Below are 19,000 nucleotides of genomic sequence, written 5' to 3' on the forward strand. Positions count from 1 at the left end.
GCTACGAGAATAATGGCCATGCAAGACATATCCCTGATCGATAACATCGATGCGCGCACCAAGCTCGCCGGCTCGAACAAGATGGAAGTCCTCCTGTTCTCGCTCGGCACCCGCGAAACCTTCGGCATCAACGTGTTCAAGGTGCGCGAAGTGTCGCAGACGCCGGAAATCACCAAGTCGCCGAACATGCCGTTCGGTGTCGAGGGCGTGATTTCCCTGCGCGGCAACATCATCCCGGTCATCTCGCTGGCCCGCTTTACCGGCGCGCAGGATGCGGACACCCACAAGTACGAATCGATGATCGTCACCGAATTCAACAAGAGCACGCAAGCGTTCCTGGTGGAGTCGGTCGACCGCATCATCCGCATCGACTGGGACCGGATGAAGGCGCCGGACAACATGATGCCGCAGGGACAGGCCATGATTACCGCCGTCTCCGAACTGGACGACGGCAAACTGGTTTCCATCCTCGACGTCGAGCAGATCCTGGCCAGCGTCGTCGGTGAAACCCGCATCCCCGACATTCCCAAGGCCGGCACCGGCAGCGACGAATTCATTTTCTTCGTCGACGACTCGGTGGTCGCCCGCAAGGAAATCACCCAGGTGCTCGACAAGATGGAAGTCAAATACCATCAGGCCACCAATGGCCGCGAGGCCTGGGAACGACTGCAGGCCTTCGCCAACCGTCCGTGGATGGATGGCGCCACGCTGCACGACACACTGAAACTGATCCTGGTCGATGCCGAAATGCCGGAAATGGATGGCTACGTTCTGACCCGGCACATCAAGGGCGACAAGCGCTTCGCCAATATTCCGGTGGTCATACACTCGTCGCTGTCGTCCAATGCCAACCGGGCGATGGGCTCGAGCGTCGGCGTCGACAACTACGTCGCCAAGTTCGAACCCGCGCTGCTGGCGGAAACGATGTTGCCGTACCTGCAACGCTGAGCGCAGCATTCGCAGTGAGCGCCGCCATCGTTACGATCCGGCTCGACCCACGGTCTACCAGACAGAACCGGCTCCGGGCCCATGACCGGCAGCTTTGACAAAGCCACACATACGCAGGACAACGCCCCATGATCGAGGCAGCAGACAAGAACACACGCTTTCTGGTCGTCGACGATTTCTCGACGATGCGACGCATCCTCCGCAATCTGCTCAAGGAGTTGGGTTTCACCAACGTCGATGAAGCCGAGGACGGCCAGGCCGCGCTGCACAAGCTCAGAAGCCAGACATTCGATTTCGTCGTGTCCGACTGGAACATGCCGAACATGACTGGCATCGAGCTTCTGCGCAATGTACGCGCCGACGCCCAGCTCAAGCATCTCCCCTTCCTGATGATTACGGCGGAGGCGAAGCGCGAGAACATCATCGAAGCGGCCCAGGCCGGCGCTTCGGGCTACATCGTCAAACCCTTTACCGCTGCCACATTGGAAGAAAAGCTGGGCAAAGTCTTCCAGAGCGTGGCCAAGTAAGCAGAAAACCGAGGGAGGCTACGTGCCGGATAATCACTTGGAAAACGGCGATTCGCCCGAACTCGAGGCCCTGTTCGATCGTGTCGCTCACGACACGCATGTACAGGAAGCCCCGGCCGCGCCGATCGCTGCCGTCGTGCCCGCCCCATCAGCAGATGGCGACAGCGCCGAATTGCAGGCACTGTTTGACAGTGTCGCCGCCGCACCCGTTGCGCCACCCGTCGTACCGACGCCCGCCCCCGACCTGAGTGCCGCCGGCGACAGCCCGGAACTCGAAGCGCTGTTCGACAGCGTGGCCGCCAGCGTGGCCCCGGTCGCGCCCCCGCCCCCGGTCGTCGCGCAGGTGACCGCCGCCGGCGACAGCCCGGAACTCGAGGCGCTGTTCGACAGCGTGGCCAGCCAGGCCGCGGTCAGCGCAGACGCGCCAGCCGCTGCGGCACCCGTTGCCTCCGCTGACAACATGTATTCGCGAGTGGGCCAGCTAACCCGCAAGCTGCATGATGCGCTGCACGAACTCGGCTACGACAAATCCCTCGAACGCGCCGCCAGTGCCATTCCCGACGCGAAAGACCGGCTGTCCTATATCGCCACGCTGACGGAAAACGCCGCCGAGCGCGTGCTGAACGCCACCGACCGCGCGCAACCGCACCAGACCCGTCTGGAGAGCGGCGCCGCCGCCCTCGCCAGCGACTGGGACAAGGTGTTTGCCAACCAGTCGTCGCTGGAAGCCTTCAAGGCACTGGCGAAGTCGACGCGCGGCTACCTGGCCGAAGTGCCCGAACATACGCATGCCACGTCTTCCGAGCTGATGGAAATCGTCATGGCGCAGGACTTCCAGGATCTGACGGGTCAGGTGATCAAGAAGGTCGTGGAGATGGTCCAGCACATGGAGCAGGAACTGCTGTCGTTCCTGATGGAATACCAGCCGGAAATCAAGCCGGACCCGACCGAGCTCCACTCGCTGGAAAACGGCCCGGTCGTCAATCCGGCCAACCGCACCGACGTGGTAACCGACCAGAAGCAGGTCGACGACCTGCTGGCAAGTCTGGGTTTCTGATGCATACTGCATACACAACACTTTTCTCGCAGAGGCTGTCATGAGCGACTTCGCCGGAATGGAAGAACTGCTTCAGGATTTCCTGACAGAGTCTCTCGAATTGCTGTCCGATGTGGACAACAAACTGGTTGAACTGGAAAAGCGTCCCAACGACAAGGGACTGCTGAACGACATTTTCCGGGGCTTCCATACCATCAAGGGCGGTGGCGGTTTCCTGAACGCCACCCCGCTGGTGAATCTGTGCCACCGCACGGAAAACCTGTTCGACAAGCTGCGCAATGGCGAGCTGACGCTGTCCAGCGAGATCATGGACGTGATCCTCGACGCCACCGGCGTGGTTCGCGACATGTTCAGCTACATGGCGCAGGGCCGCATGCCGTCGCCGGCCGATCCGGCCATCCTGTCCAATCTCGACGCCGCACTGGCCGGACAGACGCCTGCCGTTGCGGCAGCAGCACCGGCAGCGGCCCCGGCAGCGCCGGCCGCCCCGGGCGAGCCGAACTGGCAGCAGCTGTACCAGGCCGTCGTCGTACCGGCAGACAGCGTCGCGCAGATTGCCGGTGGCGGTACGGCCGTCGTGCCGACCTCGGCCCCGGTGGCGCCAGCCCCCGCTCCGGCACCAGCCCCGGTGCCGGCCGCCCGCGATCGTGCGCCGGCCAAGGCCAATACCCAGGTCGCCGCACCGCAGGAAACCACCATCCGGATCGATACTCACCGTCTCGACCAGGTGCTGAACCTGTCCGGTGAAATCGGCCTGACCAAGAACCGCCTGACCACGATCCGTACCGAGATCATGCAGGGCAACCTTGGCACGAACACGCTGCGCGCACTTGACGAAGCGGTCAGCCAGCTCGACCTGCTGGTCGGCGACCTGCAGAACGCGGTCATGAAGACGCGGATGCAGCCGATCGGCCGCCTGTTCCAGAAGTACCCGCGACTGGCCCGCGATCTGGCCCGCCAGCTCGGCAAGGAAGTGGAACTGGTGCTGTCCGGTGAGGAAACCGAACTCGACAAGACCATGATCGAGGATCTGAACGATCCGCTGGTCCACCTGGTGCGCAACGCGGTCGACCACGGTACCGAATCCACCGAGGAGCGCATTGCCGCCGGCAAGCCGGTCAAGAGTATCGTGCAGTTGTCCGCCCGTCAGGTCGGTGACCACATCGTCATCGAAATCGTCGACGACGGTCGCGGCATGCGTGCCGACATGCTGCGCAAGAAGGCCGTCGACAAGGGCCTGATCGACAGCGAAACCGCACAGGCACTGGACGACAAGCAGGCTCTGCAACTTATTTTCCTGCCCGGCTTCTCGACCAAGGACCAGATTTCCAGCGTCTCCGGCCGTGGTGTCGGCATGGACGTGGTGCGGACCAACATCCAGCGCCTGAACGGCCGCATCGACATCACCTCGGTGCCGGGCGAAGGCACCCGCCTCAGCGTCTCGCTGCCGCTGACGCTGGCCATCCTGCCGGTGCTGGTGGTCAAGGTCTGCCAGCAGGCCTTTGCCGTGCCGCTGGCCATGGTGCGCGAGATCATCCCGATCGACCCGAACAGCATCCAGGAAGTCTCGGCCCGCCCGACCATCGTCGTCCGCGACGAGATCCTGCCGGTGCGCGGTCTGGCCGACCTGCTCGGCTGGCCGGCAACCCAGGAGCCGGCATTCGGCGTACTGATGCAGTCGGCGGAGAAGACCTTCATCCTCGCCATCGACGCTTTCGTCGGTCGGGACGATGTGGTGATCAAGCCGCTGCAGAACATCCGTCCGAAGGGGGTGGCCGGTGCCACGCTGTCCGGCGATGGAGCCGTGGTGCTGGTGCTGGACATGGAAGGTCTGCTGTCGGCCGAGTCCAAGGAAAAGGGCGGCCATCTGAGCCCGGCCCTGCTCGACCTGGCCATCTGACCGGCCCCGGGAGATCACCGCTTCACCGGCGATCTCCCGGCCGTTTCCCCGTCCCGCACCGCTGCGGGACGCTGTCGTTTGCCTTCCCGTGATTTCAGCAGAGTCGCCATGCAACCCTCCCCGGCCTTTATCGGTCGCCAGCCGGTCCTGAACCGGAACCAGCAGATCATCGGTTACCAGTTGCTGTTCCGCCCGGTAGCGACCGGGTCGATGCCGGCGGCCGACGACGAACCGGCCAATGGTGCCCACGTGCTGGTCAACACCCTGTCCAGCATGGATGCGGCGGCACTGATCGGCAACAAGTTCGCCTTCATCAAGGTCGGACAGGGTCTGCTGGTCAGCGAATTCCTGGAACTGCTGCACCCGCGCCGCGTCATTCTCGAGCTGTGCCCGTCGCTGCCGGCCAGCGCCGAAATGCGCCGCCGCGTCATGCATCTGCGGCAGCACGGCTTCGGGCTGGCACTGGACGACTATCAGCCCGGCGGCGAGCAGGACAGCTTCCTGCCGGCCATCAATTATGTGAAGCTGAACCTGGCGAGGCTTGGCCAGGAACGGCTGGAAAAGACCGCCGCCACGCTGCGACAGCACCCGGTGATCCTGATCGCCGAGCAGGTCGAGAGCCATGATGACTTCCGCTGGTGTCGCTCGATCGGCATCGACGGTTTCCAGGGCCACTACTTCACCCGCGCCGAAACCCTGAACAACCGCAGCGTCCACCCGCAGCTGGCCAATATCATCAACCTGCTGAACATGCTGCGCGGCAACGCCGACCTGGACGAGATTGAACTCGGTTTCCGCCAGGACGTGGCAATGAGCTACAAGCTGTTCCACTACATCAATTCGGCCGGCTTCGCACTGGTCAACGAAGTCGCTTCGTTCCGCCAGGCCGTCACCCTGCTCGGCTACCAGAAGCTCTACCGCTGGCTGACATTGCTGCTGGTCACGGCCAGCGAGGAAGTCGGCGCCCCGTCGGCCCTGCTGAAAACCGCTGTCACCCGTGGCCGTTTCATGGAGCTGCTGACGCGCAATATCGGCCACGGTCATGAAAGCGACAACGGCTTTATCGTCGGCATGTTCTCGCTGATCCATGTCCTGCTGGAAATGCCGCTCGAGTCGGCACTCGACAATCTGCTGCTGCCGGAAATCGCCCGCCATGCGCTGCTGGAACAGTCCGGCTGGCTGGGTCAGCTGCTGCAGCTGGTCATTGCCTGCGAAGATCCGGCGCTGCGCGATGTGCAGGTGCTGGCCGAAGCGCTCGGCCTGTCGGCCCAGACCCTGAGCAGCGCCCATGTCGCCGCGCTGGGCTGGGTGGAAGAGCTGCGGATTTAACCGGACAGGTGCCGGGGCCGGCGAGCCGGGCCGGCAATGTGCTACGCTACGCGCTGTCCGTCATCGCCACACACACGTCCCTGTGCCCTGCGGGACGTTTTCGTTTCCACGCGGCCGGCCCGACCGGCGGCGTTCTGTTCAGCTGCCCCGATAATGAATCTGATCGCGCTCGATACCTCGACCGAATACCTGTCCATCGCCGTCCGTTTTGACGGCGTGGTCCACGCCCACCACAGCCATGTCGGCCAGAAACACGCCGAAGCAACCCTGCCGCAACTGGCCGAACTGCTGGCTGAAGCCGGACGGCCGCTGGCCGACGTCGATGCCATCGTGTTCGGTCAGGGACCGGGCTCGTTTACCGGACTGCGCATCGGCTGCGGCCTCGCGCAGGGACTGGCCTTTTCCTGTGCCAAATCGCTGATCGGCATTCCGACGCTCGACGCACTGGCGGCAACGGTCGACGCGCCGTGCGTGCTGGCCTGTCTGGATGCGCGGATGGGCGAGGTCTATGCGGCCGGTTACGACCGCCGCGACGGCAGCCAGCCGATCCCGATGGGCCTGTATGCCCCGGATGCCCTGCCGGTGATCGACGGCATTCGCTGGGTCGGCGCCGGCAGTGGTTTCGATGCCCATGCCGAAGCGCTGGCAAGCCGGCTTGGCAACACGCTGGCGGCCGTCGAGCCCGGGCGTCAGCCATCGGCGCTGGCCATGCTGGCACTGGCCGACAGTGGCCGCTATCCGCTGGTTCCGCCCGAGCGGGCCGAACTGCTGTACCTGCGCAACAAGGTGGCACTGACCACCCGCGAACGGGAAGCGCGATGAATCCGCAGTTCCGGCCGGCGACCGATGCCGACACTGAGCGGCTGGCAGCCATTGCCGCCGGCGCCCGGGACGGCGCCTGGACGCGCGGTCAGATCGCCGGCTCGCTGCACGGTGGCAGCCAGGTGCTGGTGGCACAGATTGACGCCGACATTGTCGGTTTCGCCGTGCTGCAGACCGTGCTCGACGACGCCGAGCTGCATGAAATAGTCATTGCCCGTGACTGGCAGCGCCGCGGTCTCGGTCGTCAGCTGCTCGATACCGTACTCGCCGCAGCCCGCACGGCAGGGGCGACCCGACTGCTGCTTGAAGTCCGCGCCGGCAACGGTGCGGCACTGGCGCTGTACACCGCCCGCGGCTTTGTCCGCTGTGGTGTGCGCCGCGACTACTACCGTACCGATAACGGCCGTGAAGACGCCATCCTGATGGAGATCGCCCTGTGAGCCGCCGCGACTTGCTGTTGAAGGAACTGGGACTGACGGTGTGGCGCCAGCGCCCCGGCTGTGCCGCCACCGCTGCCGAGCCGGATGACGACGTGCAGCCGGACGCCATCGGCACGCCCGCGCCGGTCGTTACGGCCGCTGAAACCGCCATGCCCGCCGCGCCCGCAGAGGTCCCCGACCTCCCGGTCATGCCGGAAACCCGGCACGAAGCGCCGGCCCTGCGCGACTGGGCAGAGCTGGAGCAGCAGGTGCCGGCATGCCAGCGCTGTCCACTGAACGAAACCCGCACCCGGACCGCGCTCGAGCGCGGCAATCGGCAGGCTGCGTTGATGATTGTCGGTGAAGCGCCCGGCGAACAGGAAGACCGCCTTGGCCAGCCGTTCGTCGGTCCGGCCGGCAAGCTGCTGGACGCCATGCTGACCGCCACTGGCTGGGACCCGGAGCGGGATGTCTATATCGCCAACGTGCTGAAGTGCCGGCCGCCAGGCAACCGCAACCCGCAGCAGGCGGAAATGGTTGCCTGTGTCGATTATCTGGCCGACCAGTTGCGGCTGGTCCGGCCAAGGCTGATCCTGTGCGTCGGCCGCATTGCCACCCAGGCACTGCTGGACAGCGAACAGGCGATCTCACGGCTGCGCGGACAGGTTCACCACTGGCACGGCGTGCCGCTGATCGTCAGCTACCACCCGGCCTATCTGCTGCGCAACCTGCCGGACAAGGCACGCGCCTGGCAGGACCTGTGCTTTGCGCGCAAGACCCTGGCCGGGTTGATGGCCGCCGGCTGACGCGCCCGGCTCAGTCCAGCGTCGGCAGCACGTCCGGCGCCAGCATCACCTGATTCTTGCCGCCGACCTTGGCCTTGTACATGGCATGGTCGGCGCGCTCGATCAGGTCGAGCTCGTTTTCACCCGGCATCCAGCGGGCGACGCCGGCCGAGAAGGTGATCACCACATGGTCTTCATGGGCCATGAAGAAGGTCTTGGTCAGTTCGCGCTGCAGGCGCTCGATGATTTCACAGCCGCTTTCCGCGTCGGTCCCCGGCATCAGGATGATGAATTCCTCACCGCCGAAGCGCGCCACACCGTCACTGGGGCGCACGCGCGACTGCACCACCGATACCACATGTCGCAGCGCATCATCGCCGACCAGGTGGCCGTAGTGGTCGTTCAGCTGCTTGAAATTGTCGATATCGATCAGCGCCAGCGACAGCGGCGAGCGTTCGCGCTGCGCCCGGTCACTTTCGCGCGAGAACAGCTCATCCAGCCCGCGCCGGTTCAGGGCGCCGGTCAACTGGTCTTCCTTGACCCGGGCACTGGCTTCGACCAGCTCGCTTTCCAGCTGGCGGATGCGTTCGTTGACCACGCCGACCTGCAGCCTGGCGTCCACCAGCTCGTCACGGGCATTGACCAGGTCGAGGTGGACAGCACGCGTGTCGGCCATCAGGCTGTCGACGATGCCATGCAGCGCCAGCGGGTCCCGGCTGGCATTGATCGCTTCGGCATAGCCGCTGAAGCGGGTCTGGTATTCATCAGTGTTTTCGGACAGCAGGCTGACGCGGTGGATAAAGCTGTCGAGCATGTGCCGCATCGAATCGGTCGCCTCGTCGAGGCTGTGGCGCAGCAGGCCCTGGCGATAGACCGCTTCCTTCAGTCCGGCCTCGACCTGATACAGCTTGCGCATCGACACCGGCGAATCGGCCAGCAGCGCACGCACGGCGCTGATCTGGCCCTGCACGTGCGCGTCGGAGCCGATAAAGTCGACCAGATTTTCCAGCAGCAGGTCCAGAATGCGGGTAATGGCGGTGGTCAGCCGCTCGTCCTGCTGGGTCGCCAGTTCCAGCCGGATCCAGAAACGCTTGAGCCGGCGCGACACCATGACCAGATCCTCGTCGCGCTCGCCACTGTCCAGTCCCTGCGCCAGCTGGACCAGTTCATGCTGCAGCTCCGGATAACCGGCCAGGCGCGGATGCACCCCCAGCGTCAGCGCTTCGCGCAGCGCGGCCAGACAGGCCTGCACGGCCGGGCTCGCCTCGGTGGCCGCTCCGCCGGCAGCCGGCACCGCATCGATGGCGTCGAACAGCAGGTCGCCATCGGCGCTCTGCACTGCCGCGCCCATGCTCCAGCTGCTGACCAGTCCCTGCAGCTTGTCATACAGCTGCGCCGGCCGCGCGCCACGGCTGGCCAGCACCCGGTCCAGCGTATCGCGCTTGTGACTCTGGGTCACCGCCAGCGGCATGTCCCAGGCCCGGATCAGACCGCGCAGCAGCGCGCTCCAGTCCTGGCCGGCCAGTTGCTGCTCGATCAGCATCTGCATCAGTTCGAGCAACTGGTCTGCTGCTTCATCCCACTGCTGCCGTTCGATCTGCTGCTGCAGGCGGCTGAAGCGCGGCGCCAGATCGATGGCACCGGGCAACAACTCCATGCGGGCCAGCAATGGCGCCGACAGCGGAGCCACCGGCGCCGGAAACTCGCCGATTTCGTCGTAGACGCGCTGATAGTTTTCCGGCGTGGGCGGAAGCTTGCGCGCAGCAAGCGTCAGCAGGGTTTCACGGGCTAGCTCGGTAGGCGTCATTAACGGAAAATTTCACAAGCATGTGGACAGACGATTATAGGGGAGTGTCTTCATGCAAAGCGGTTTCCGACAGCGAAAAACACTCTGGCGCGACGGACTGCAGCAAGAGACTCAACGTCCGGACGGACGGCCCAGCACCTGGAAAAAGACTTCGCCGGGCTTGACCATGCCCAGCTCGTTGCGGGCACGTTCCTCGACGGCTTCGTGCCCCTGTTTGAGGTCGCGGACATCGGCCGCCATCGCCGTATTGCGCGCGAGCAGCCGCTCGTTCACCGTCCGTTGCTCGGACAGCTGGCTTTCGATCTGCATGACGCGGATCCAGCTGCCCTTGCCGAACCACATGGGCCACTGCAGGACGAGGATGCCGACGACAAGAATGAGGGTGACGGAGCGCATGGGCATTGAAGAGGCACCACCGTATTCCGGTGGTGCCTGCAGTGACATTACTTCAGATGATAGAACGCGGCGCGGCCCGGGTAGTACGCGGCAGCACCGAGTTCCTCTTCGATGCGCAGCAACTGATTGTATTTCGCCATGCGATCGGAGCGCGACAGCGAGCCGGTCTTGATCTGCATGCAGTTGGTCGCCACCGCCAGATCGGCAATGGTGCTGTCTTCGGTTTCACCCGAGCGATGGCTCATCACGCTGGTGTAACCCGAACGCTTGGCCAGATCCACCGCCTTCAGCGTTTCGGTCAGCGAGCCGATCTGGTTGATCTTGACCAGCAGGCTGTTGGCGATGCCCTGGCGGATGCCTTCGCCGAGGATCTTCGGGTTGGTGACGAACACGTCGTCGCCGACCAGTTGCACGTCACGGCCCAGCTTGTCGGTCAGGATCTTCCAGCCGGCCCAGTCGTGCTCGCTCATGCCGTCCTCGATCGAGATGATCGGGTAGTTCGATGCCAGGGTGGCCAGGTAGTCGGCGAAGCCTTCGCTGCTCAGTTGCAGCCCTTCGCTGGCCAGATGGTACTTGCCGTCCTTGTAGAACTCGGAGCTGGCGCAGTCGAGTGCCAGCAGCACGTCTTCGCCCGGCACATAGCCGGCCGCATCGATCGCGTCGAGCACCATCTTCAGCGCGTCTTCATTGCGGGCCAGGTTCGGTGCAAAACCGCCTTCGTCGCCAACGGCGGTCGAATGGCCGGCCTTGTTGCACAGCTTCTTCAGCGCATGGAACACTTCGGCGCCGCAGCGCAGCGCTTCGCGGAAGCTGCCGGCGCCCACCGGCATGATCATGAATTCCTGGATGTCGAGCGTGTTGTTCGCGTGCGCGCCGCCATTGATGACGTTCATCATCGGCACCGGCAGGCTCATCGGACCGGCGCCGCCGAGGTAGCGGTACAGCGGCAGCCCGGCTTCCTGGGCTGCGGCCTTGGCGGTCGCCACCGAGACGGCCAGGATCGCGTTCGCGCCGAGGCGACCCTTGTTGTCGGTGCCGTCCAGCGCCAGCATGGTCTGGTCGATATAGCCCTGGTCGGCGGGATCGAGGCCGATCAGCGCTTCGCAGATTTCACCGTTGACATGCTCAACCGCCTTCAGCACGCCGCGGCCGAGGTAGCGTCCTCCGTCACCGTCGCGCAGTTCGAGCGCTTCCTTCTCGCCGGTCGAGGCACCGGACGGCACCGCCGCACGGCCCATCACGCCGCTGTCGAGCCATACATCGCACTCGACAGTCGGATTGCCGCGCGAATCCAGCACTTCCCGGGCGATCACATCAACGATCGAACTCATCAAGACTCCCCTTCAATTTCGGACGTAGTTGTAGAGCAACACAGTATTTGCGGCAGCCGCCCACCCGGAGTGGTACAGGCTGCCGCATCAGCAAACGCCCTCGCAAACGCGAAGGCGGAGAATACAAACCGGCCGGCATGACGCCGGCCCGTTCCGGTATTGCCGACCGGCAACACCCTGATACCCGATTACAGACCGGTCTCGGCCAGCGGACGGGACTTGACCAGGCGGTCAAGCTCGACCAGCGTGGCCAGCAGTTCATACAGCCGCGGCAGCGGCCAGGCGTTCGGCCCGTCCGACATTGCCCTGGACGGCTCCGGATGGGTTTCCATGAACAGCCCGGAGATGCCGGCCGCAACGGCGGCACGCGCCAGCACCGGCACGAACTCGCGCTGACCGCCGGAACTGGTACCCTGCCCGCCCGGCAACTGCACCGAGTGGGTCGCGTCATACACGACCGGGCAACCGGTATTGCGCATGATCGCCAGCCCGCGCATGTCGGACACCAGGTTGTTGTAGCCGAACGACGCACCGCGTTCGCACACCATCACCGTATCACCGTCATGGCCGGCTTCACGCGCCGCGTGACGGGCCTTGGCCACCACATTCAGCATGTCGCCCGGGGCGAGGAACTGCCCCTTCTTGATGTTGACCGGCTTGCCGGTCGCAGCGACGGCGCGAATGAAGTCGGTCTGCCGGCACAGGAAGGCCGGCGTCTGCAGCACGTCGACCACGCTGGCGGCGATCGGCGCCTCGGCTTCGGTATGCACATCGGTCAGGATCGGCACGCCAACCTGCTTGCGGACCTTCTCCAGAATGCGCAGCCCTTCGTCGATGCCGTAACCGCGGAACGACTGGTCCGAACTGCGGTTGGCCTTGTCGTAGCTCGACTTGTAGATGAACGGAATGCCGAGGCTGTCGGCAATTTCCTTGATCTGCCCGGCTGTGTCGATGGCGAACTGCTCGCCTTCGATCACACACGGCCCGGCAATCAGGAACAACGGCTGGTCGAGGCCAGTTTCGAATCCGCACAGTTTCATGGATAGCGTCCTTGTCGGTACGGCACGGCCGCCTCGCAGTCGAGAGCGGCCCCGGGGTGCCGGATTAGCGGTTCTTTTCCGCCTGGTAGGCCAGTGCGGCTTCGATGTACGCGGTGAACAGCGGGTGGCCGTCACGCGGGGTCGAGGTGAACTCGGGGTGGAACTGGCAGGCGAAGAACCAGCGGTGATCCGGCAACTCGACGGTTTCCACCAGTTGCTCGGCACCGGTCGAACGGCCACTGATCTTCAACCCGGCGGCTTCGAGGCGCGGCACGTAGTAGTTGTTCACTTCGTAGCGGTGGCGATGACGTTCGACAATGGTGTCGGCGCCGTACACCCGTGCCGCCAGCGAGCCCTGCTCCAGCCGGCATTCCTGCCCGCCCAGACGCATGGTGCCGCCGAGGTTCGAGTTTTCGTCGCGGGTTTCGACCTTGCCGTCGTGGTTCACCCATTCGTCGATCAGCGCCACAACCGGGTATTCCGTTTCCGGATCGAACTCGGTCGAATTGGCACCGGCCAGGCCGGCCTTGTCGCGTGCGTATTCGATCAGCGCGATCTGCATGCCGAGACAGATGCCGAGATACGGGATGTTGTGCTCGCGGGCGTAACGGACCGCCTTGATCTTGCCTTCGACACCGCGCTTGCCGAAACCGCCCGGCACCAGGATCGCATCCATGCCGCGCAGTGCGGCGCAGCCGTCGCGCTCGACTTCTTCGGAGTCGATGTAGTTGATGTTCACTTCGCTGCGGGTGTGGATGCCGGCGTGCTTCAGCGCCTCGGACAGCGACTTGTACGATTCGGTCAGGTCGACGTACTTGCCGACCATGGCAATATTGACCGAACGCGACGGGTGCTCGATCGCATCGATGATGCGGTCCCAGGCCGACAGGTCGGCCTTCGGCAGATCGAGCTGCATGTGCTCACAGATGATGTCGTCGATGCCCTGGGCATGCAGCATCGCCGGCACCTTGTAGATCGAATCGGAGTCGTAGCAGCCGATGACGGCGTTTTCTTCCACATTGCAGAACAGCGCGATCTTGCGCTTTTCGTCGTCCGGCAGCTCGCGGTCCATCCGGCACAGCAGGATGTCCGGCTGGATGCCGATCTCGCGCAGTTCCTTCACCGAGTGCTGGGTCGGCTTGGTCTTGATTTCGCCGGCGGTGGCAATGAACGGCACGTACGACAGGTGGACGTACAGCGTGTTCTTGCGGCCGAGATTCGAGCGCATCTGGCGGATGGCTTCCAGGAACGGCAGCGACTCGATGTCGCCGACCGTGCCGCCGATTTCGACGATGGCGACGTCGACATTGCCGGCGCCTTCGCGCACCTTGAGCTTGATCTCGTCGGTGATGTGCGGGATCACCTGCACGGTCCCGCCGAGATAGTCACCGCGGCGTTCCTTGCCGATGACGGCCTCGTACACCTGCCCGGTGGTGAAGTTGTTCGACTTGCGCATCTTCGACTTGATGAAGCGCTCGTAGTGGCCCAGATCAAGGTCGGTTTCGGCCCCGTCCTCGGTCACGAACACTTCGCCGTGCTGGAACGGGCTCATCGTGCCCGGGTCGACGTTGATGTAGGGGTCCAGCTTCAGCATGGTGACTTTGAGACCACGCGATTCGAGGATAGCCGCAATGGACGCGGCGGCGATGCCTTTACCCAGTGAGGAGACAACGCCGCCGGTAACAAAGATGAACTTGGTCATGGGAATACAGACTCAACGGAATCCGGGATTGTAGCCGTAAAGCGCGGGCCACTCAATTGACAGCTGGTCAACACATTGACTTTAGACGACAATCGGAACCGCCCGCGCGTCGTGTTGCGAACCGCCGGGCTGCAGTCCCCGTCCCGAGACCCCCGCCGCAACACCTGCTCTGGCAAAGGCTTGAGCAGGCAGGTCTTTTTATGCTATAAAGCCCGCTTTTACCGGATTCTGGAGATTTAACATCATGGCGCGAGTTTGCAAAGTGACCGGCAAGCGTCCGATGGTGGGCAACAATGTTTCCCACGCCAATAACAAGACCAAGCGTCGGTTCCTGCCGAACCTGCAGTACCGTCGCTTCTGGGTTGAGAGCGAGAACCGCTGGGTTCGCCTGCGCGTGTCGAACGCTGCGCTGCGCACCATCGACAAGGTCGGCATCGAAGTCGTGCTGGCCGATCTGCGCGCTCGCGGCGAATTCTGATTTCGCCTCTCCCCAAGTTTAGTTAAGGAACGCCACCATCATGCGTGACAAGATCAAGCTGGAATCGACCGCTGGTACCGGTCATTTCTACACCACGACCAAAAACAAGCGCACCATGCCGGAAAAGATGGAAATCAAGAAATTCGATCCGGTTGCGCGCAAGCATGTGATCTACAAGGAAACCAAGCTCAAGTAATTGAGCGGGTTGCCGAGTGGATTCGGCTCACACCACCTCTCGGCAGGTCACGCCCATTCGTTGGGAATTGCCCGGCCGGTCGGGTAAGAAAAACCGCCCCTGCAGCGATGCGCGGGCGGTTTTCATTTTGTGCGGTGACGGACGGCTCAGTGCCCGGCCTCGCGGCGCTTGACCGGGCGATGCTCGCGATAGATGGCGGCCCGGCTTCAGGCAGCTCCAGTGGGTCATGGCGGCCTACACCCTCGCCATGACCACCATCCTGATGGCCGCCGGGACGCTGGCCGACCGCTATGGCCGCAAGCGCCTGTTCCTGACCGGCATCGTCGCCTTTGCCGCGACATCGCTGGTATGCGGCCTGACCGCAAGCGCCCCGGTCCTGATTGCCGCACGCTTCCTTCAGGGCCTGAGCGCGGCACTGATGCTGATCTGCCAGGTCGCCATCCTGTCCAGCCAATTCCGGGCCAGGCGCGAGCGTGGCCGGGCCTTCGCCTGGTGGGGCATCATTTTCGGCATCGGCCTGGGCTTCGGCCCGATCATCGGCAGTGCCATCCTGACGCTGGCAAACTGGCGATGGGTCTTCCTGGTCCATGTCGTTCTGGCCGTCGTCACGCTGTTCCTGGCCCGGGCTGGCGTGCGTGAATCGCGCGACCCGCACGCCCTCAGTCTGGACCTGGCCGGCATCATCAGCCTGTCGGCCGTGAGTCTCGCCGGCATCGGCCTTGGCCTGACCAACACACCGGTCAGCAACACCATTACTGCGGCAGTACGCAGCGAGCGCGCGGGCATGGCGTCCGGCGTGGACATGAGTGCACGCATGACATCGCTTGCCTTCAACATTGCCCTGATCGGGTTCATTCTGGTGGAGGACGCCATGAGCAGCCTGCGCGACACGCTGAAAATGCAGGATGACGCCGGACCGCGCCTGTTCGCGGAAATGATCCTCGCGGCCGCCGACCCGACGGCACAGGCCGCACTGCTGGCGCAGTCGACGGTCCCGGCCGACGCCATTCACGCCGCCCTGGCATCCGGCTTCGGCTGGGTCATGAGCTATGGCGCCGGCAGCGCCTTCCTGCTGTCACTGGGCAGCCTCATCCTCTTTGCGCGAAGAACGGACGAGCGCAGCGAGGTCCCCTCGCGGCGGCGAGGGCGGAGGGTGGCGGGGTGAAACAGGGGACTGCCGTGCTCCACCGCCCCCGCAATCAGTCGGGCGTGCACCGACGCCACTCCCCTCCCCCGCGCTCATCAAAGGAGGCAGTCAAAACCGGTACTGGCCCTTGACCCACCAGGTCCGGCCCGGCTCATTGACACGGCTGGTCTGCTCATAGCCGGCCACCATGGCACCGGCCTTGCTGACCGACTCGGCATAAGTGCGGTCGAACAGGTTGTCGATGCCGGCGGTCAGCTGCAGGTTCTTCAGCGGCTTGTAGCCGGCATTGATCGACAGCGTGGCAAAGCCCGGCGTCGTGCCCAGGTCGCGGCCGATGATGTTGCCGGTACCGATGTCGACCCGGTCCTGCGCCGACACCACCCGCCACAGGCCACCAGCCGACCAGCGGTCATTGTCGTAGTTCAGCGTCACCCGACCTTCCAGCGGCGGCGTCTGCCCCAGCGGGCGGCCTTCGCTGTCGTTCTCGGCCCAGACATAGGCCAGCGCACCACCCAGCGTCCAGCCGGGCAGGAAGCGCCATTTCACATCGGCCTCACCGCCACGACGGTTGGCGTCGACATTGCGTGCCGTGGTCTTGGCCGCGCGATAGTCGACCAGGATGTAGTCATCGATGCGGCCGGCAAACAGCGACAGCGACGCGGACAGACTCTCGCCCTGCCACAAGGCGCCCACGTCGAGCTGGTTCAGCGTTTCCGGCTTCAGGTTGAAGCGCGCATTGCGTTCCCAGTAGTCGGCGCCGCGCTCGGCGTGACCAAAGCCGGCATACAGCGTCAGCGGATCGGTGAAGCGCTGTTCGAGACGAATGAAGCCGCTGTCCAGATTGTTGCGCTGGGTCACCCCGTAGTTCGGATTGGCCGTGCCATTCACAAGCTGCTTGTCGTCGCGGGCCTCGTCGCGATCGCGGCGCAGGCCGGCGATCAGCCGGGTCCGGGTGGCCAGCGGGTACGACAGCTCGCCATACACGCCGCGCCGTTCCAGCGACATGTCGGCCGCGTACGGCTTGTCGTGGTAGTCGGCGCCCATCATGCCCATGCGGCTGCGGTGCTGGTCATCCTGCCAGTCAAAACCGACATCCAGTTCGCCATCGCCAACGGCAAACTGGGTATAGGCGCGGCCACCGGTCACGGTGCGGTCCGGATTCATCGCCGCCTGCTTCATCTTCGGCGTGCTGCGGAAAGTGTAGTTGTCCATCACGTGGTCGACGTAGCTGCGGAACACCTGCACCCCGACCTTGTTCAGCCAGCTGGTGAGGTTGCGCTGTTCGAACTTGAGATTCCACGCATTGCGATCGAATTTGCTGCCGTCCATGCCACGGTCGGCATAGGCGGCCTCGGCGCGACTGATGTCGTAGCTGGCTTCCAGCGTGGTGTTCTCGGTCGGCGTGATGCCGATCGTCAGCGAACCGGCGCGGCGCTTGCTCTCGCTGTGCACCGCATTGCCGTTGCCGTCGTGATAATCGTCGCTGTCATTGGTCTGGGTGCTGATGCGCACATAGGCCTGCGAGCTGCCGGCGGAGAAGTTCAGCCCGGAGTCGACCCGCCCGTCACGACCGACCAGCAGACTGGCCTGCCCCTCGATGCCCGGCTCGACAAACGCCGGCGCTTCGCGCTCGAACAGCACCGTGCCGGCAAAGGCGACCGGCCCGTGCTTGACTGTCTGCGGCCCTTTCAGCAGCGTCACGCGGTCAAACGTTTCCGGGTTCAGGTACGCGGTCGGCGGGTCCATGCGACCGCCGCAGCCGCCATACAGGCCGGTGCCGTCGGCCTGGATATCCAGCCGCCCGCCACCAAGACCGCGAAACAGCGGGTCACCGCCGCTGCCGCCCTTGCGGGTGACGTTGAAGCCGGGAATCGCTTTCAGCAGGCCGGCGCCATCTGCCGCCGGCGCCGGCTGATAGGTCGCTCGCGGGTCCAGCGTCACCGTCAGCGGTGCCGTGGTTGGCGCGGCCGTCACCACGACCTCGTCCAGTTGCGTCGCCGCCCCCGCCTCGGGGGAATTTGCAAAAACAGCCGGCGAAACAGCCAAGCCGATAAGAATAGTTTGATTCCGTAAAAACATGACGACATCAATCCGAATAAGAACGGCCGCATGGTAAGCCCATGCGGCCGTTCATCCCTGCGACATAGCGTCGCAGCCGGACCGGTTTCATGTCATTGCGTTGACCGGCATCAACCGGGTTACAGCCCGAGCCGCTGGCACAGCGTCGACACGCTGCCGGCGGCATTCAGCGTATAGAAGTGCAGGCCCGGCGCGCCATTCGACAGCAGCCGGTCGCACAGCTCGGTCACCACATCCAGCCCCAGCGCGCGGATCGAGGCGACATCATCGCCATAGGCCTGCAGCTTCAGCCGCAGCCAGCGCGGAATTTCGGCGCCGCACAGGTCGGAGAAGCGGGCCAGCTGGCTGAAGTTGTAGATCGGCATGATGCCCGGCACGATCGGGATGTCGACGCCGCGCGCGCTGGCTTCGTCGACGAAGGCGAAGTAGGCGTCGGCATTGAAGAAATACTGGGTGATCGCCGAGTTGGCACCGGCACGGACCTTGCCGGCGAAGGCATCGAGGTCGGCACGGGCATTGACCGCCTGCGGGTGATAGTCCGGGTAGGCCGCCACCTCGATATGGAAATGATCGCCGTGGGTATCGCGGATAAACGAAACCAGCTCGTTGGCATAGCGGAACTCGCCGACTTCGCCCATGCCGGACGGGATGTCACCGCGCAGCGCCACCACGTGGCGGATGCCCTTCTCGCGGTATTCGTCGAGGATGGAGCGGATATTGTCCCGGGTCGAGCCGATGCAGGACAGGTGGGGGGCGGCGGCATAGCCGGCGTCACGGATATCGAGCACGGCACGCAGGGTGCCCTCGCGCGTGGTGCCACCGGCGCCAAACGTCACCGAGAAGAAGGCCGGCTTGAAGTGGGCCAGCTGCTTGCGCGCCGTGGCCAGTCTGGCATGCCCTTCTTCGGTCTTGGGCGGAAAGAACTCGAAACTGATGGTGGGTTTGACCGACGACATACCTGAATCTCTGCGAATGATTGCACTTATCCTGAACTGTGCCTAAAGCGCCCGCCATAGACAAGGCATCCGTTCGCATAA

Annotated in this window: 17 protein-coding genes and 1 pseudogene; 11 read left to right on the forward strand and 7 right to left on the reverse strand. The window is 64.3% G+C overall.

Annotation, left to right across the window (positions count from 1 at the left end):
* Positions 1 to 12: 12 nt before the first annotated feature.
* The 8 genes from Q352_RS0102535 to Q352_RS0102570 all read left to right on the forward strand — a co-directional run bounded on the left by Q352_RS0102535 (position 13) and on the right by Q352_RS0102570 (position 7,808).
* Positions 13 to 948 carry a chemotaxis protein gene (locus tag Q352_RS0102535; RefSeq protein ID WP_028497984.1) on the forward strand — a complete coding sequence of 312 codons (936 nt, stop codon included), beginning with the start codon at positions 13 to 15 and terminating at the stop codon, positions 946 to 948.
* A 128-nt stretch (positions 949 to 1,076) separates the two neighbouring features.
* Entirely contained in the window at positions 1,077 to 1,475 is a 399-nt protein-coding gene (gene cheY, locus Q352_RS0102540) for a chemotaxis response regulator CheY (protein ID WP_028497985.1), read from the forward strand.
* Between the two features lie 37 nt (positions 1,476 to 1,512).
* Entirely contained in the window at positions 1,513 to 2,532 is a 1,020-nt protein-coding gene (gene cheZ, locus Q352_RS0102545) for a protein phosphatase CheZ (RefSeq protein ID WP_233495154.1), read from the forward strand.
* A 40-nt stretch (positions 2,533 to 2,572) separates the two neighbouring features.
* Positions 2,573 to 4,432 (forward strand): chemotaxis protein CheA, encoded by a 1,860-nt coding sequence (locus Q352_RS0102550; RefSeq protein ID WP_028497987.1) that lies wholly within the window; start codon positions 2,573 to 2,575, stop codon positions 4,430 to 4,432.
* 108 nt (positions 4,433 to 4,540) lie between these two features.
* Positions 4,541 to 5,761 carry an EAL and HDOD domain-containing protein gene (locus Q352_RS0102555; RefSeq protein WP_028497988.1) on the forward strand — a complete coding sequence of 407 codons (1,221 nt, stop codon included), beginning with the start codon at positions 4,541 to 4,543 and terminating at the stop codon, positions 5,759 to 5,761.
* Between the two features lie 153 nt (positions 5,762 to 5,914).
* Positions 5,915 to 6,583, forward strand: coding sequence for a tRNA (adenosine(37)-N6)-threonylcarbamoyltransferase complex dimerization subunit type 1 TsaB (gene tsaB / locus Q352_RS0102560; RefSeq protein WP_028497989.1), 669 nt, complete (start codon positions 5,915 to 5,917; stop codon positions 6,581 to 6,583).
* Positions 6,580 to 7,023: a ribosomal protein S18-alanine N-acetyltransferase gene (gene rimI / locus Q352_RS0102565; RefSeq protein WP_028497990.1), complete on the forward strand. Its 444-nt coding sequence runs from the start codon at positions 6,580 to 6,582 to the stop codon at positions 7,021 to 7,023. Before tsaB ends, rimI begins: the two co-directional genes overlap by 4 nt.
* Positions 7,020 to 7,808 (forward strand): uracil-DNA glycosylase, encoded by a 789-nt coding sequence (locus tag Q352_RS0102570; protein ID WP_028497991.1) that lies wholly within the window; start codon positions 7,020 to 7,022, stop codon positions 7,806 to 7,808. The genes rimI and Q352_RS0102570 overlap by 4 nt, the downstream gene beginning before the upstream one ends.
* A gap of 10 nt (positions 7,809 to 7,818) precedes the next feature.
* Here the strand turns inward: Q352_RS0102570 and Q352_RS0102575 are convergent, their stop codons facing one another.
* The 5 genes from Q352_RS0102575 to pyrG all read right to left on the reverse strand — a co-directional run bounded on the left by Q352_RS0102575 (position 7,819) and on the right by pyrG (position 14,063).
* On the reverse strand, positions 7,819 to 9,594 hold the full coding sequence (locus Q352_RS0102575) for a GGDEF domain-containing protein (RefSeq protein WP_028497992.1): 1,776 nt from the start codon (positions 9,592 to 9,594) through the stop codon (positions 7,819 to 7,821).
* 111 nt (positions 9,595 to 9,705) lie between these two features.
* On the reverse strand, positions 9,706 to 9,996 hold the full coding sequence (gene ftsB, locus Q352_RS0102580; RefSeq protein ID WP_308417828.1) for a cell division protein FtsB: 291 nt from the start codon (positions 9,994 to 9,996) through the stop codon (positions 9,706 to 9,708).
* Between the two features lie 41 nt (positions 9,997 to 10,037).
* Positions 10,038 to 11,321 (reverse strand): phosphopyruvate hydratase, encoded by a 1,284-nt coding sequence (eno, locus tag Q352_RS0102585; protein WP_028497994.1) that lies wholly within the window; start codon positions 11,319 to 11,321, stop codon positions 10,038 to 10,040.
* A 188-nt stretch (positions 11,322 to 11,509) separates the two neighbouring features.
* Complete coding sequence (kdsA, locus tag Q352_RS0102590; protein ID WP_028497995.1) at positions 11,510 to 12,361, reverse strand: 3-deoxy-8-phosphooctulonate synthase; 852 nt, start codon at positions 12,359 to 12,361, stop codon at positions 11,510 to 11,512.
* Between the two features lie 64 nt (positions 12,362 to 12,425).
* Entirely contained in the window at positions 12,426 to 14,063 is a 1,638-nt protein-coding gene (gene pyrG, locus Q352_RS0102595; protein WP_028497996.1) for a CTP synthase, read from the reverse strand.
* Between the two features lie 244 nt (positions 14,064 to 14,307).
* On the opposite strand from pyrG, the gene rpmB reads away from it, so the two are divergent.
* The 3 genes and pseudogenes from rpmB to Q352_RS19540 form a co-directional block, all read left to right on the forward strand.
* Complete coding sequence (gene rpmB, locus Q352_RS0102600) at positions 14,308 to 14,541, forward strand: 50S ribosomal protein L28 (RefSeq protein ID WP_028497997.1); 234 nt, start codon at positions 14,308 to 14,310, stop codon at positions 14,539 to 14,541.
* 40 nt (positions 14,542 to 14,581) lie between these two features.
* Positions 14,582 to 14,737: a 50S ribosomal protein L33 gene (gene rpmG, locus Q352_RS0102605; protein ID WP_028453358.1), complete on the forward strand. Its 156-nt coding sequence runs from the start codon at positions 14,582 to 14,584 to the stop codon at positions 14,735 to 14,737.
* A gap of 220 nt (positions 14,738 to 14,957) precedes the next feature.
* A pseudogene (locus Q352_RS19540) lies at positions 14,958 to 15,902 on the forward strand (MFS transporter); the annotation flags it as partial.
* A gap of 90 nt (positions 15,903 to 15,992) precedes the next feature.
* On the opposite strand, the gene Q352_RS0102615 reads toward Q352_RS19540, so the two are convergent.
* Positions 15,993 to 17,858 (reverse strand): TonB-dependent copper receptor, encoded by a 1,866-nt coding sequence (locus tag Q352_RS0102615; RefSeq protein ID WP_169735628.1) that lies wholly within the window; start codon positions 17,856 to 17,858, stop codon positions 15,993 to 15,995.
* 224 nt (positions 17,859 to 18,082) lie between these two features.
* A complete protein-coding gene (gene metF, locus Q352_RS0102620) occupies positions 18,083 to 18,919 on the reverse strand; it encodes a methylenetetrahydrofolate reductase [NAD(P)H] (RefSeq protein ID WP_028497999.1) in 837 nt (278 codons plus the stop codon).
* Positions 18,920 to 19,000 lie beyond the last annotated feature (81 nt).

The organism is Microvirgula aerodenitrificans DSM 15089, from assembly GCF_000620105.1.
Classification (GTDB): Bacteria; Pseudomonadota; Gammaproteobacteria; order Burkholderiales; family Aquaspirillaceae; genus Microvirgula; species Microvirgula aerodenitrificans.